General features: G+C 62.5%; 11 protein-coding genes. 3 read left to right on the top strand and 8 right to left on the bottom strand.

Going from position 1 to position 14,910, the window contains the following annotated elements:
- Positions 1–9: 9 nt before the first annotated feature.
- From FME97_RS01535 to FME97_RS01525, 3 genes are all read right to left on the bottom strand, one after another.
- Positions 10–1,596, bottom strand: a complete 1,587-nt coding sequence (locus FME97_RS01535; RefSeq protein WP_141427593.1) for a glycoside hydrolase family 31 protein — start codon at positions 1,594–1,596, stop codon at positions 10–12.
- A 189-nt stretch (positions 1,597–1,785) separates the two neighbouring features.
- A complete protein-coding gene (gene pnuC / locus FME97_RS01530; protein WP_141427592.1) occupies positions 1,786–2,385 on the bottom strand; it encodes a nicotinamide riboside transporter PnuC in 600 nt (199 codons plus the stop codon).
- Positions 2,386–2,425: 40 nt separating this feature from the next.
- Positions 2,426–4,735 carry a TonB-dependent receptor gene (locus tag FME97_RS01525; protein WP_141427590.1) on the bottom strand — a complete coding sequence of 770 codons (2,310 nt, stop codon included), beginning with the start codon at positions 4,733–4,735 and terminating at the stop codon, positions 2,426–2,428.
- 343 nt (positions 4,736–5,078) lie between these two features.
- Between FME97_RS01525 and FME97_RS12640 the strand changes: the two genes are divergently transcribed.
- Positions 5,079–5,201 (top strand): hypothetical protein, encoded by a 123-nt coding sequence (locus FME97_RS12640; protein ID WP_262710143.1) that lies wholly within the window; start codon positions 5,079–5,081, stop codon positions 5,199–5,201.
- 151 nt (positions 5,202–5,352) lie between these two features.
- Positions 5,353–6,393 (top strand): TolB-like 6-bladed beta-propeller domain-containing protein, encoded by a 1,041-nt coding sequence (locus FME97_RS01520; protein ID WP_141427588.1) that lies wholly within the window; start codon positions 5,353–5,355, stop codon positions 6,391–6,393.
- Positions 6,394–6,483: 90 nt separating this feature from the next.
- Here FME97_RS01520 and FME97_RS01515 read toward each other — a convergent pair whose 3' ends face one another.
- The 5 genes from FME97_RS01515 to FME97_RS01495 all read right to left on the bottom strand — a co-directional run bounded on the left by FME97_RS01515 (position 6,484) and on the right by FME97_RS01495 (position 13,144).
- Positions 6,484–7,539: an aldose epimerase family protein gene (locus FME97_RS01515; RefSeq protein ID WP_141429912.1), complete on the bottom strand. Its 1,056-nt coding sequence runs from the start codon at positions 7,537–7,539 to the stop codon at positions 6,484–6,486.
- A gap of 2 nt (positions 7,540–7,541) precedes the next feature.
- Positions 7,542–9,077: a glutamate--tRNA ligase gene (gene gltX / locus FME97_RS01510; protein WP_141427586.1), complete on the bottom strand. Its 1,536-nt coding sequence runs from the start codon at positions 9,075–9,077 to the stop codon at positions 7,542–7,544.
- Positions 9,078–9,086: 9 nt separating this feature from the next.
- Positions 9,087–9,815: an SIMPL domain-containing protein gene (locus tag FME97_RS01505; protein ID WP_141427584.1), complete on the bottom strand. Its 729-nt coding sequence runs from the start codon at positions 9,813–9,815 to the stop codon at positions 9,087–9,089.
- A gap of 80 nt (positions 9,816–9,895) precedes the next feature.
- Complete coding sequence (ychF, locus tag FME97_RS01500; protein ID WP_141427582.1) at positions 9,896–10,996, bottom strand: redox-regulated ATPase YchF; 1,101 nt, start codon at positions 10,994–10,996, stop codon at positions 9,896–9,898.
- A gap of 147 nt (positions 10,997–11,143) precedes the next feature.
- Entirely contained in the window at positions 11,144–13,144 is a 2,001-nt protein-coding gene (locus tag FME97_RS01495) for a glycoside hydrolase family 97 protein (protein ID WP_141427580.1), read from the bottom strand.
- 346 nt (positions 13,145–13,490) lie between these two features.
- Between FME97_RS01495 and FME97_RS01490 the strand changes: the two genes are divergently transcribed.
- Positions 13,491–14,906, top strand: a complete 1,416-nt coding sequence (locus tag FME97_RS01490; RefSeq protein ID WP_141427578.1) for a hypothetical protein — start codon at positions 13,491–13,493, stop codon at positions 14,904–14,906.
- Positions 14,907–14,910: the final 4 nt, after the last annotated feature.

Genomic DNA, 14,910 nt, shown 5'->3' with positions numbered 1-14,910 from the left:
TGCAGTCGTTTATCGGATCCGTTCGTAGTAGGGCAGGCGGTCGAGCGGCACGTCGGTTTCGATGCGTTTCGGTCCCCGGAATGTCTCGCCCCGGTCGTCGCGCCAGACGCCCCGCGGCAGCCGCACTTCGCGCTGCGTCCCCGGCGTGACCATCGGGGCCACGAGGTAGCGGTCGCCCAGCATGAACTGGTCGCGGCATTCGAGGAACCCTTCGTGCGGGAAGGCGTACTCCATCGCCCGGACGATCGGCTCGCCCGTCTTCGACGCGTGACGCGCCAGCGAGAGGATGTAGGGCCCGAATTGGCGGTGCAACTGCGCATAGCGGGCGCAGACGGCCGCATTCTCGGGCGAGAGGATGCGCCACGGCGCTACGGAGAACTGCATCATCGGCATCAGCGCGTGCACCTGCGCCGAGCGGACGATCAGCTCCTCGTCGAACCGTTCGACCCCGAGAAACGAGGTGAACTGTCCGCCGCCGATCATGTCGGGGCACGTGTAGGGGTGTCCCAGCAGTCCTGCGGCCGTCATGTCGGGGATGAGCAGTTGCAGGGCCCGCCACGAGTAGTCCTTGTCGCCCAGACGCTGCACGACGGGCTGTCCGCCCAGTTTCCAGCAGGCACGCAGCTCGTTGCAGGCGAACGTGCCGCCCAGTTCGGCCCACCGCTGCATGTAGCGGTTCGGGTCGCCTTCGGGGTCGTGGTAGAGATACGGTTCGGCCTGCATGTAGGCCACGTCCCCGCCGTCGAACTTGAAACCGTCGGTTCCGTATTTGCTCCGGTTCTCCTCGAGTTTCCCGCGCAGGTACGCCACCGCTTCGGGGTTCGTCAGGTCGTAGCAGGCGCTGTATCCGTTCCACCATCGGACGATCGCCGGGTCGCCCCGGCGGGTTTTGAGCAGGTAGCCCTTCCGCTCCAGTTCGCGGAATTCGGGCGAGTCGGGCGAGACGTAGGGGGAGATCCAGAGCATCACGCGGAATCCCATGGCGTGCAGCGAGTCGATCATGCCCCGCGGATCGGGGAAGCGCGAGGCCTTGAAGTCGAAGTTCCCGTAGTCGTTCTGCCAGTTGTCGTCGATCATGAAGATTCCCTGCGGGAAGCCGTTTTCGACAGCCTTGCGGGCATAGCGCATGATGTCGCGCTGGTTCTGGTCGTACATGAGCTCGATCCAGGTGTTGTATTGCGGCATGGAGAAGAACAGCTCGGCGGGAATCGTTCCCGAGGGAGGGAAGTGGGCCGCCGAGGCGGCCGCATAGGCGTCGCGGAGACTCTTTCCGGCGTGCACGGCCTCGAGTGCCTCGTGGTCGGAGGAGAGGTGGAGCCGTCCCTGCTCGATCCGGAACCGGAAGGGGTGTTCGGACCAGACGTAGCGGCCTTCGGACGAGAGCAGCAGCGGCACGGACTGGTTGTTGTAGTTGATTCGCGCGAGATCCTGTTCGGCGAGCTCCGCCGGATAGGGCATCCGGTTTCCCAGGGCGACGAAGCCGCCCCACCACCGCTCGCCGGGAAGCGGCTCTACGGTCTTTTCGAACGGGGGTTGCGCTGCGGCCGGCGACAGGCAGGCGGCGAGCAGGAGGAAAGAAAGCAGGCGTTTTTTCATTCGGGTCGTGATTTGGAATCAAAAGTACGAAAAGTCCGCAGATGAAACAAGCGATGCCAGCTGTCGGCATCGCCTGTTTCGCATTGCGACCGCATTTTTCGTTTCGCACCGTTTCGGAGGCGGCCGCTGCGGCCTCATTCCGGGCGCACCGCTGGCCGCATCGGTCGTGTCGGCCGCATTCCCGTCGTGTTACGGCCGCGTCCCGGCCGCCTGCCGCCGCCAGCGGAGGTAGCCCGCCACGGCCAGGGCCGAATAGAGGGCGTACAGGGCCGCCGTCCACGGAATCTCCTTGTAGAGGTACAGTCCGACGGTCACCAGGTCCGCGGCCAGCCACACGAGCCACTGCTCGACGTATTTGCGCGAGAGCATCCACATCGCCACGATCGAGAGCGCCGTGGTGAGGCTGTCCCAGAAGGGCACGGTGCTGTCCGTGAAGCGCGCGAGCAGCAGGTAGAGCGCCCCGTGCGCGGCGAGGAACACCCCGGCGAGCGCCGGAATCCTCCGCAGCGGCGTGTGGCCGATCGCCGCGGCCTTCTCCGGCGTGCCGGCGGTCTGCGCGTTCCGCTGCCGGGCGTTGTGCCATACGATCCATCCGTAGAGTCCTGCGAGCACGTAATAGACCTGCATCGAGCAGTCGGCGTAAAGCCCCGCCTTGTAGTAGAGCGCTCCGTGCACGACGGGCATGACGAGACCCACGATCCACAGCCGGATGTCGGCGCGGTATTCGAGCCAGAGGTAGAGGAGGCCGAGCGCGACCCCCGTGAGTTGCAGGGCGAGTTTCCAGTCCATCGTTTTCGTGTCTTGTGCGGCCCGGGGCCGCTGTGAGCGGTCAGAAGCGTACGGTCACGTTACCCAGCACGTTGAGCGGAGCCTGCGGGAAATAGAAGGCCATGTCCGTCCGCTGTCCTTCCCAGATCGAGGAGTATCCGTATCCGTTGCTTTCGTATTCCGAATTGAAGAGGTTGTTGATCTGGAGGCCCAGCGAGACGCTGCGCGCCGCGCGCGTGCGGAACGTGTAGTTCAGGTTGAGGTTCGTCACGCAGTAGGCGTCGAGCGAGAGGGCCTCGACCTCGTTGTTGGTGAAGTATTGTTTGCCGACGCATTGCGTGTGGAAGAGGGCCTGGAAACCCTTGTGGTGGAAATCGAGGAAGAGCGCCCCCATGGCCGAGGGCGAGTAGGCGATGGTCCTGTCGCCCAGATTCTCGCCGTAGGTGGGGCTTCCCGACAGGGCGTCGATGTAGTTCTCGATGCGGTTCTGCGAGAAGGTGGCGTTCGCGCCCAGCGTGAACCAGCGGGTCGTCCGCCACGAGGCCGTCAGCTCCACGCCGCGGCGGTAGCTGTCGGGCACATTGACGTTCAGGGCGTCGTAGCCGTCGTTCACCATGCCCGTCGGTACGAGCTGGTCCTTGTATTTCATGTAGTAGAGGTTCACGCCCAGCCGGAGCCGCGGAGCCGTGTAGGTGTAGCCCAGCTCGTAGTCGCAGAGCTTCTCGGAAGAGGGGTAGCTGTCGTCCTCGGCGAACATGTGGCGGTCCGTGAAGTCGCTGCGCGTGGGCTCCTTCTGCGCCACGGCGAACGAGAAATAGAACTCGTTGCGGTCGGCGAGCGTGTAGCTCAGGCCCGCACGGGGATTGAAGAAGTGGTACTGCTTGTCCACGTCGATGGGCTGCATGCCGTCCTCCGCGGAGATGTAGTTGTCGTTCACGCCCCACGCCTCGTAGCTGACGTAGCGGTATTGCAGGTCGGCGAAGAGCCGCAGCCCCTCGGCCGCCAGCCACGACGCCCGGGCGAAGAGGTTGGCATCCTGCTTCCTCACGTCGTTGTCGTACCAGCGGCCTCCGATCTGCTCCTTCTCCATGCCGCTCACCCAGTCCAGCGTACCCCAATGGGGGCAGGTGTAGTAGCTCCACGAACCGCCGAAGGCGAGGTCGAGCTTCCGCGTTGTGTAGCTGGCCGCGGCGTTCACGCCTCCGAGGTGGTTGCGCATGATCTTCTCGCGGATCAGGTCGGCGCTGACGTCGGCCGTCGGCCCGGCGGGAAGGTTGAGGTATTCGCAGAGGTCGGCGTCGTCCTTGTACTGTTTGTAGAAGCCGTAGCCGTAGGTGTAGAATCCCGTGGCGTTGAGCGCCCAGCGGTCGTTGAACCGGTGGCTCACGACGATCTGGTTGTTGATTTGCAGGTAGTTGTCCGTCTCGTCGTCGTAGTAATCGACCTTCTGCCATTCGGGGTATCCGTCGTTGCTGTTGTAGATCGTGTGGTAGCGTCCGTCCTCGGTGCGGTACATGCCGCCCGAGTTGTAACGGCGGCCGTTGTATTTCATTTCGTCTTTCGTCACGCCGTTGTAGGTGAGGTAGGTTTTGGCCTTGCCGCCGAACGAGAGCAGTTTGACGATCGTCCGTCCGTTGTAGTATCCGGTCTGGAACATATAGGACTTGAGGTCCGTCGCGCCGCGGTCGATGTAGCCGTCCGATCCGATGTGCGTCAGGCGGGCGTCCACCACCCAATGATCGCCCAGCAGTCCCGAGGAGATGCGCACGGCCTGCTTGTTGGTGTTGTACGAACCGTAGGAGAGCGAGGCTTCGCCGCTGAAGTCGGTCCCGATGGGCGCCGTGGTCATGTTCACCGCACCGCCGAAAGCGCCCGTGCCGTTGGTCGAGATGCCCGCGCCGCGCTGCACCTGGACGCTTCCCACCGAGGAGATCAGGTCGGGCGTGTCGTACCAATAGACCGAATGCGAGTCGGGGTTGTTCATCGAAACGCCGTTCACCGTGACGTTCAGGCGCGTGGCGTCCGTGCCGCGGAGGCGGATCGAAGTGCCTCCGATTCCGATGCCCGTCTCGTTCGTGGCGATCATCGAGGGTGTGAGCGCCAGCAGCGACGGAATGTCGAATCCGTAGCTGTTACGGGCGATTTCGTCGTGCGAGAGGTTCGAGAAGGCCACGGGGGTCTTCTCGGTGGCGCGCGTGGCCGTCACCTCGATCTCCTGCATCCGGTAGATCCGCAGCGAGTCGTCGTCCGGTCTCTCCGCCGCGGCGGCTGCGGCATGCGCCGTGCGTCCGTCGGCCGTTTCCGCGGCCCGGAGTTGCGCGGCCGGGCAGAGCGCGGCGGCCGCGAGCATCGGAAGAATAATCCTTTTCATCGTCAAATTTTTTAAGTTAATACACTGAAAAGGGGTATGTTGTGTCGATTATGCGTCTCCCGGTCTCGGCATTACCCGTATCCGGTACAATGGGTATAATCTCAGCCTGAAAGTAAGGCACCCCTTCGAAATATCGGCGGCAAAGGTATGAAAAAAACGTGAGAAAAATGAATTTTTGTCTTTTATTTAAGTGTTTAAAAAGATGATCTGATTATTGTGTGAAAAAATTTTGTTTGCTATTTTTTATGACGGTTTTGTTTGTGCTATTGCTTCTTATTGGTTACATTTGAAATGTTGGTAAAATCAAGAAATTTCGTTTGATTTGTTTTTAAATCGAACGGTTATGAGAAAAGATTTATTTTTAGGAGGCGCGGCATTGATTGCTGCTGTGGCTTCAGTTGTTATTACGGTTATGAGAACGAGAAAAACGTACCGGATTTATTCGATGCGAATGGTGAAGCTCTAACAAGCGACGAGGTTATCATACAGCGGCCTTGCGTTTATTATCCGTCTCATATATTTATATATTGGACGATGATTTGGGATATACGGAGGTTAAGGGCTGTTTGTATTAATACTATAATCTCCGGAATGTTTTCGGAGATTTTTTATGATTTATGAGCAGATTATCGGTATTTTTCGCGTTGCTGATTGGATGTTGTTCCTGCGGTCGGGAGGCTTCGGATGCAGTTGTCTATGAGGTTTCCGCCCGGAAAATGGAGGGGTTGGACGACATCTTTGATTTTTACGGACCTTTTTTCTTCGACGAGGCTGACAGTTGTCTCGTCAAATCGGAAGGACAGGGTGAAAATGTCGTCGTTCGGTTCGATTGTCGTAAAGGCGTTTTGAAAAATCGGATTCGCAGGGGGCGGGGACCGGGTGAATACCTTGATTTGCGTGTGGTCGGAGTGAATCCTGTGACCGGTGATTTTCAAGCCGTCTCTTCTGTCGGTAGAAGCGTCGTCTCCTTTTCGCGTGAAATGGTCCCGTTGGATACCGTAACATTCGGAACGGCTTTGTTTGATGCCGTGAGGGCGGGTGATTTCTTCGTGTCGTACGGCGATTATGCGGCGACCGACAATCACATGTTTTCTCTTTTCGATACGCTCGGACAGGCCGTTGGTCGTTTCGGAAAATTCCCCGATGACGGCATGTCGGATGCGTTCCGGGATAAAGTGATGGCCTATCAGGGAAAATTGCTTGCGAACCGTACCTGTTCCAGGTTCGCTTTTTTTTCGAGTATGGGTAATGTCTTTGATATATACGGAATTGGGGCGAATAGGTGTCCGGTCCGTATCGCTTCGATTCGCAAGGAGTTACCCGTTTACGAACCGCAGCCGCATGTTGCGGCGGGTGTGCGTTTCCGGGATCCGGCGATTCACTATGCAGATGCCGCTTCATCGGATCGTCGTATTTATGCGCTGTACTCCGGACGGAAACTGGATATGGGAACGGTGGATCCAGACCGCCGGGCCCGGGAGACCCGGTTGATCCGGGTTTATGACTGGAATGGAGTTCATCGGTGCGATCTGCTGGCCGATATTCCGCTTTTGAATCTTTGTGTCAGTTCCGACGATCGTTATATCATTGGCCTTTTTTCCGAGGACGGGGAAATCCGATGTTGCAGACTTGATTTGCCGGAAGCGCTTTACAGATGACAGTCCGATTCCTTTCGGCAAGGGGACCGATAACGATTCCGCCCCTGCAAAAAATTGCGGCAGGGGCGGAACATATCGTGCTTCCGTGAATCAGCAGTTCCCGAACCGGAAGACGATCTTCTGGCAGTAGGTTTCGCCGGGCCGGAGCAGCGGCGAGGGGAATTCGGGATGGTTCACCGCGTCGGGATAGTTCTGGCACTCGACGGCTACGCCGTCGTAGTCCGCATAGCGGCCGCCGGTCTTGGTCTCGGGGCAGCCGCCCGCGAGCCAGTTGCCCGTGTAGATCATCACGCTGGGCTGCGAGGAGAGCACCTCGACGCAGCGGCCCGACCGCGGGTCGCGCAGGCAGCCCACCTCGCCCAGGATATTGGGCCTCCAGCCGTCGATCACGAACGGGTGGTCGTATCCCTTGAAGTCGCGGATGTGGTTGAACTCCGCGTCTATGCCGGGCCGGAACGGCCGGTAGTCGCGGAAGTCCTGCGGCGTGCCGGCCACGTCGAGCAGCCGGCCCGTCGGAATCTGCCGTTCGTTCATTTCGAGCGCCTGCGAGGCGTTGAGCCGCAGTTCATGGTCGAGCACCGATCCCGAGCCGTCGCCCGCGAGGTTGAAATAGACGTGGTTCGTGAGATTCACGACCGTCGTCCGGTCGGTCCGGGCCCGGTAGGTGATCTCCAGCGAGCAGTCGTCGTCGAAATCGAAAACGGCCTCGACGCACAGCTCGCCCGGATACCCCTGGTCGCCGTCCTCGGAGAGGAGCGACATGACCACGCGGTTGGTCTCCACGCGGCTCTCCCAGACGCGGTTGGCGAAGTTGTTCGTGCCGCCGTGCAGGTGGTTCTGTCCGTTGTTCACCTCCAGCGCATACTCCTCGCCCTCGACCGTCATCCGCCCGAAGGCGATGCGGTTGGCGCAGCGGCCCACGCTCTTGCCGGCGGCCGCGCCGTCGTGGAAGTATCCTTCGGGGTGTTTGTAGCCCAGCACCACGTCGGCCATGCGGCCTTCGCGGTCGGGCATGACGGCGGCTACGATCGCCGCGCCGTAGTTCGACAGGCGCACTTCGGCGCCGCGGTCGTTGCGGAGCGTGTAGAGGATGATCGCTTCGCCCTCGGGAGTCATGCCCCATACGTGTTGTTCGATCCGTACCATGGTCATTCGGCGGGTTTGAGGTTTTTCAGCAGGCGGTCGATGCGGCGCAGGCACTCCTCCCGGCCGATGAATTCCGTGACGTCGTACATGCCGGGGCCTTTGCCGGCGCCGACGAGCGCCAGCCGCAGCGTGTTCATCACCTGCCCCATGCCGTATCCCTTCTCGTCGATCCAGCCGTGGACGATCCGCTCGGTGTTCTCCTTCGAGAAGTCGTCGATGCCCGCCAGCACGCCGCGCAGTTCGGCGAGGATCGCCGGGTTCTGTCCCTTCCAGTATTTGCGCGTCTGCTTCTCCTCGTACTCGGCGGGAGCCACGAAAAAGTAGGAGATGAGGTCCCACAGGTCGGTGATGAGCTGCGCGCGCTCCTTCATGATGCCTGCGGCGCGGCCCGCCGCTTCGTCCGGGACTTCGATGCCGTGCTCGCGCAGGATCGGCTGGCAGACGGCTGCCAGTTCGGCATCCGTCTTGCGGTGCATGTATTGGGCGTTGAACCACTTGGCCTTGTCGGGCTGGAACCGGGCGCCCGATTTCGAGACGCGCTCCAGCGAGAAGTTGTCGATCAGCTCCTGCATCGAGAACAGCTCCTGTTCCGTGCCGGGGTTCCAGCCCAGCAGCGCCAGCATGTTGATGAACGCTTCGGGGAAGTAGCCGTCCTCGCGGTAGCCGCGGGCGGTCTCGCCCGTCGCGGGGGATGTCCAGAAGAGCGGGAATACGGGGAAGCCCATCTTGTCGCCGTCGCGTTTCGAGAGCTTGCCGCCGCCCGTGGGTTTGAGCAGCAGCGGCAGGTGGGCGAAAGCCGGCTGCGAGGATTCCCAGCCGAAAGCCCTGTAAAGCAGGTAGTGCAGCGGCAGCGAGGGCAGCCACTCTTCGCCGCGGATGACGTGCGATATCTCCATCAGGTGATCGTCCACGATGTTGGCGAGGTGGTAGGTGGGCAGCGCGTCGGCCGACTTGTAGAGTACCTTGTCGTCCAGCGTCGAAGTGTTCACCTCGACGTGGCCGCGGATCAGGTCGTCCATCTTCACCACCTCGTCCACCGGCATTTTGAACCGGATCACCCACTGGTCGCCGCGGTCGATGCGCGCCTTCACCTCTTCGGCCGGAAGGGCCAGTGAAGTGGCGAGCCGCCCGCGCACGGCGTGGTTGTAGGCGAACGCTTCGCCGCGCGCCTCGGCCTCGCGGCGCAGGGCGTCCAGCTCTTCGGCCGTGTCGAAGGCATAGTAGGCCCATCCGGCCTCGACGAGTTGCAGGGCGTATCTGAGGTAGATCTCGCGCCGTTCGCTCTGGCGATAGGGGGCGTGGGGGCCTCCGACGCCGACGCCTTCGTCGATCCCGATGCCGCACCAGCGGAGCGATTCGAGGATGTACTCCTCGGCGCCGGGCACGAAGCGCTGCGAGTCGGTGTCCTCGATGCGCAGGATCATCGTGCCGCCGTGCCGCCGTGCGAACAGGTAGTTATACAATGCCGTGCGGACGCCGCCGATGTGCAGCGGTCCGGTGGGGCTGGGTGCGAAACGCACCCGAACGGGTCTTTCCATCTTGTCTCGTTATTTTATTCTGTATTCGATTCGCATGGTGATGCGCGCCTTCTTCTGGCGCGAGGAGGTGTTGAACGACCCGCCGGCCGAAAACTCCTCGTTGGTGTTGGCTCCGGTGATCTGGAAGACGCCCATGCGTGCCGAAGCCACACGGCCGATCTTCGTGCCGGCGTTCAGGGCGATCTTCTCGGCCCGCGTCCGCGCGTCGGCCGAGGCCTTCTCGATCAGGCCCATCTTCACGTCGTCGAGTTTCGTGTAGTAATAGTCCGGGGCGTAGGCCTCGATCGAGACGCCCTGGGCGATGAGCGACGAGATTTCGCGCGAGACGGTCTCGACCTTCTCCACGTCGGCCGACTCCACCGTGAAGCGCTGCCGCAGGCGGTAGCCCGCGAAGCGTTGCCCGGCCCAGTTGCCGTTGGCGTTGTAGATCGGGTCGTACTGCTTCTCGACGTTCACGAAGGCGAAGACCGTCTCCCCGGCGGAGACGCCCTTCGCGGCGAGGTACTCCTGCACCTTCTGCTTGCTCTTTTCTATCTGGGCGTATCCCGCGGCGACCTGCTGCGCCTCGGCCGTCACCTCGCCCGACCAGACGATCAGGTCCGAGGTGAATTCCGCCTCGCCCAGTCCGGTCACGAGGATCGTGTCCTGCGCGCGGTATTTATAGGTGTAGGCGCGGCCCACGATGGCGGCGCATACGACGGCTGCGATGCCGAGCAGCAAATACTTCGTGTTTTTCATGGCTCTGTCGTTTTGAGGTTGAACATAACGTGTCGGCCGCTCCGGTCCGCGTCCTTCCGGAGCGGGTCCGGCGGGGCGGGTCAGACGTTGAACAGGAAGTGCATGATGTCGCCGTCCTGCACGACGTATTCCTTGCCTTCGATGCCGATCTTGCCCGCGTCGCGGCACGCCTTCTCCGATCCGAGCGCCACGTAGTCGTCGTACTTGATGACTTCGGCGCGGATGAATCCCCGCTCGAAGTCGGTGTGGATGATGCCGGCCGTCTGCGGGGCCTTCATGCCGCGCGAATAGGTCCAGGCACGGGTCTCGTCTGCTCCGGTGGTGAAGAACGTTTCGAGATTGAGCAATTTGTAGGCCGCTTTGATGAGCCGCACCACGCCCGACTCCCCGAGGCCCATGTCTTCGAGAAACATTTGCCGCTCCTCGTAGCTTTCCAGTTCGGCGATGTCGGCCTCGGTCGCCGCTGCGATCACGAGCATTTCGGCCTTTTCGTCGGCGATGGCGGCGCGCACGGCCTCGGTGTGGGCGTTGCCCGTCACGGCGCTCTTCTCGTCCACGTTGCAGACGTAGAGCACCGGTTTGTCGGTCAGCAGGTTCAGGTCGGCCACCAGGCGGCGGTCCTCCCTGTCCAGTTCGACCGTGCGGGCGCTCCGGCCCTGTTCGAGGGCGGCCTTGTATTGCAGGAGCAGCTCCACGGCCCGCTTGGCCTGCTTGTCGCCGCCCGACGTGGCGGCCTTCTGCGTCTTGGCGAGCCGGTTCTCGACGGTCTCGAGGTCCTTGAGTTGCAGTTCGGTGTCGATGATCCCCTTGTCGCGCACGGGGTCGATCGACCCGTCCACGTGGGTGATGTTGCCGTTGTCGAAGCAGCGCAGGACGTGGATGATGGCGTTCGTGTTCCGGATGTTGCCGAGGAATTTGTTGCCCAGTCCCTCGCCCTTCGAGGCGCCCTTGACCAGTCCGGCGATGTCCACGATTTCGATGGTCGTGGGCACTACGCGTTTGGGGTTGTCGATTTCGGCCAGCCGGACCAGCCGTTCGTCGGGGACGGTGATTACCCCCACGTTGGGTTCTATCGTGCAGAAGGGAAAGTTCGCCGCCTGCGCCTTCGCGTTCGACAGGCAGTTGAAAAGGGTCGATTTTCCGACGTTCGGAAGACCCACGATGCCGCATTGTAAAGCCATGTATCTCTCTTGTTGTATTCGTTTCGGAACCGCGCCCGGCGCGCGGGGCCGGGCAGTTCCGCAAAGATAGGAATTTCTTTTCAATTTGCGCATAAAAAAGCAGCGGCCGAAGCCGCTGCCTTTCCGCGGGCGGGCATCGCCGCGCCGTCACCGGGAGATGCGTGCGGCGAATCCGCCGCCGGGAGCCAGGTGCACCTTCAGCCGGCCCGACGGGTCGAGCGCCGCCTTTTCGCGGCGGTAGTCGCGGGCTGCGCGGGCTGCGTTCGGACCGTCGCTGAAACTCTCGACCGTCCACGGGCCCTCTCCGAGGAACGAGAGGTCGAGTTCCATGTCGCGGCTCTCCCAGTTCGTCAGGGCGCCCACATACCACACGTCGCCCGCGCGCCGCGCCACGGCGACCTGCTCGCCGACGGCGCCGGCCAGCGGCACGGTTTCGTCCCAGACGGTCGGCACGCCGGCGATGAACTCCAGCGACTCCCGTTCGCGCAGGTAGTTCGAGGGCGAGTCGCTCAGCATGTTGAGCGGCGAGAAGAAGACGACGTATTCGGCCAACTGGCGGCAGCGCGTGCCCTGGCTCATCGGTTCGCCGTGCACCGGGCGGTAGTTCTTCTTCGAGGCGTTGCGCATGGCCCCCTGCGTGTAGTCCACCGGTCCGGCCGCCATGCGGATGAAGGGCATCGTGACGTCGTAGGTCACCATGTCAGTGGTCGCGGGCGACCATTTCAGGTTCTCGAGACCGAAGACGCCCTCGAAATTCAGCACGTTGGGCCACGTGCGGTTCAGCCCCGCGGGTTTGAACACCCCGTGGAAGTCGAGCACCATGCGGTGGCGGGCGCAGACCTCGGCGGCGCGGTGCAGGAAGCGGACCACCTGCTGGTCGTCGCGGTTCATGTAGTCCACCTTGAAGCCTTTGATGCCCATCTCGGCATAGTGGCGCACGACGCGCTCCATGTCGTTCTCGAAAGGTGCGTGTCCGGCCCAGAGGAGGATGCCCACGTTGCGTTCGCGTCCGTAGGCCACCAGCTCCTCGAGGTCGAGCTCGGGCACGACCTGCATCAGGTCGGCCGGGCCGTTCACCGACCAGCCGTCGTCGATGAGGATGTACTCCAGTCCGCTGCGGGCGGCGAAGTCGATATAGTATTTGTAGGTGCGGGTGTTGATGCCCGCCTCGAAGTCCACGCCGTAGAGGTTCAGCGCGTGCCACCAGTCCCAGGCCACCTGCCCCGGACGGATCCACGACGTGTCGGCGATCTTCGACGGGGCCCCCAGGCGGTAGACCATGTCGCTGAGGAGCAGTCCGGCGTCGTCCTTCGTGACGATGGCTATGCGCCACGGGAAGGAGCGCGTGCCGTCGGTCCGGGCGATGAACTTCTCGCGGTCGATGACGATTTGCTGCTGGTTGTTGTAGCCGCTCGGATTCTCGACCGTCCTGGGATAGGTCGCCAGCACGCTCCGCAGTTGCGGCTCGCGGGGCGAGGCGTTCAGGAAGAGGCCGGGGTAGTCGTCGAGGTCGGATTCCGTGAGGAGCATTCGGCGCCCTTCGGGCAGCTCGACCAGCACGGGCAGGAACATCAGCCGCCGCGGATCGAGCCGCGTCATCGGCTCCCGGACGTAGGTGTTCTCGAACGAGTTGGAGAACTGCCATTCGAAATCCTTGAGCTCGAGGCGGTGGACGTAGGGTGCGCGGGTCGTGTAATCTTCGGGGAAGGTGAAGTCCGCCTGCTCGCGTTCGACGACGATCGTTCCCTTCTTTTGGGTGACGAACCGGTAGGCCATGCCGTCGTCGTAGAGGCGGAGCACGAGGCTGTAATCGCTGCGGAACGAGATCGTCAGTTCGTTGTAGCGGTCACTGACGCGCGCCTTGGTGTAGAACGGGGATTCGATCGTCTCGTCCGCCGAGTGCTTCCGGATGCGGACGACCCGGGGATCGTGTCCCAGCGTTTCGCCTCCGGCAAGCGTCATGGACACGGGCGACGGGGCTAGCACGGTTCGTCCGTCGGCCTCCAGCGAGATGCGGAGGTCGGATCCGACCGTGACGGAGCCTTGCAGTTCGCCGTCGGGCGAGGAGAGCGTGTAGCTTTTCGGGGCCGCGGACGCCGCCGGGGCGCACGCGAGACCGAGCAGAAGGAGCAGCGGTTTGAAAGTCATAGGTGTGCGGGTGGATTGAAGGTTGTGTGAAATGATTTTTGTTTGTTCGGGGTTTTGTCGGAATTGTTCGCTTTTGATATGGGTTTTGTGTATGTAACTTTACAAAGGTAGTCGAAAAATGTTTTATTTCGGGGATTGTACGGCGTTTTGTCTGAAAATTTTTCGTATGGGGAAGCCGGGCGGCGGGGGCGTCATAGCGGATCGGCGGGACCGGCCCCCGGCGGACGGCGGTCCTTTACGGCCGGGAAAAGGGGCGTTCCGAACCGTTGCCGGCAAATTCATCCGGGCCGGAAAGCGGTGCGTTCGTAATTTTTTCCTATCTTTGAAGGCAAATTACCCGTATATTATGGATTTGATTCGTTTGCGGAGCGAGTTGCAGCGCCTTTCGGAGATCGTCGGCGGCTGGAACGCTCCGGAAGAGATAAGCGCGCTGGAGCGCGATCTGGTGCTCGAAAAATTGCGCGGCCTGTACGACGCGGTGCGTTTCGGCGGGGTTGCGGATGCGCAGCTTGCGGAGGAGCCGGCGCCGGAAGCCGCCTTTCCCATCGACCTGGGCGAGGTGCTCTCGCTCGACCCGGCTGCCGGTGCGGCCGCCGTGCCGGACGACGGACCTGACTTCGGCGGCGTGGCGGCGGAAGAGACTTCCGTTGCCGGGCTTCCGGAGATTCGGCCGGAATCCGCACCGGAGCCTGTCGCTCCCGTTCCGGAATCCGCCGTATTAGTCCCGGGAGCCGCCGCTCCCGCTCCGGAATCCGAACCGTTCGCGTCCGACTTTGTGCCGGAGACGGCGCAGTCTGCACCGTTTGCACCCGGAATCGTTCCGGATGCGGCGTTCGTTTCCGTTCCGGAATCCGTCGCAGCGCTTGATCCGGACGGCGATTCGGCCCCCGCCGTTTCTGCGGAGCCGGAAGCTGCGCCGAAGGCGGTTGTCGTGCCGGAGCCGCAGGCTGTTCCGGATCCGGTGGCGGAACCCGAGATCGCGCAGCCGTCCGCCGATTCCGTTTCCGAAGGTCCCGTTTCCGCGGACCCCGTGCCGGCGAGTTCCGGCGATGCCCCGGCGGCCGTTCGTGTTCCGGCGGATTCCGGGGAGGCGGACGCCTCGGGGGATGCCGCGGAAGGCACGTCGCATCCCGTGGCCCCGACGCTGTTCGGATTGGAGGAGGCCACCCTGCGTCACCGGCATAAGCAGCGTGTCATCATGTCGCTCTACGATACGGCGGAGCCTGCGCCGAAACCCGCCCCGCATTCCGTCGCAGGGTCTGCGGCCGCAGCGGCTCCCCGTCCGGATTCGGTACGGGAGAACTCGGCGGGTGCGGCGTTTTTCGCACGTGTCTCCGCGTCGGAGGCCGCGAGAGAGGCTGCGGAGCATCCGGTGGTAGAAGAGCCGGCCGGTCCGTCCGGCGGGGAGTCCGTCGCGGATTTTGCGTCGGCGGCTCCCGGAGCGGTGCTGGGCGACGTGATAAACCACGACGTGCAGACGCTGGCCGACACCATCGCCCCGCCCCGCGACATCGCCTCGGAGCTGCGGCGCAGCGAGCCGGTCACCGACCTGCACCGCGCCATCGGAATCAACGACAAGTTCCTCATGATCCGCGATCTGTTCGGCGGCGACGGAGAGGCGTTCGATGCGGCGCTCGATGCGCTCAACGGCTTCGGCGATCTGGACGACTGCATGATCTACATTGCCGAGAACTACGCCTGGAACGCCAATTCCGACGGTGCGAAACTGCTGATGGAGCTGCTGGAACGCAAATTCGCTTGACGGC

Origin of the sequence: Alistipes dispar (genome assembly GCF_006542685.1) — a bacterium.
Classification (GTDB): domain Bacteria; phylum Bacteroidota; class Bacteroidia; order Bacteroidales; family Rikenellaceae; genus Alistipes; species Alistipes dispar.
Note: the sequence above shows the minus strand (reverse complement) of the source record. Positions and strands in the feature narration are given on the sequence as shown.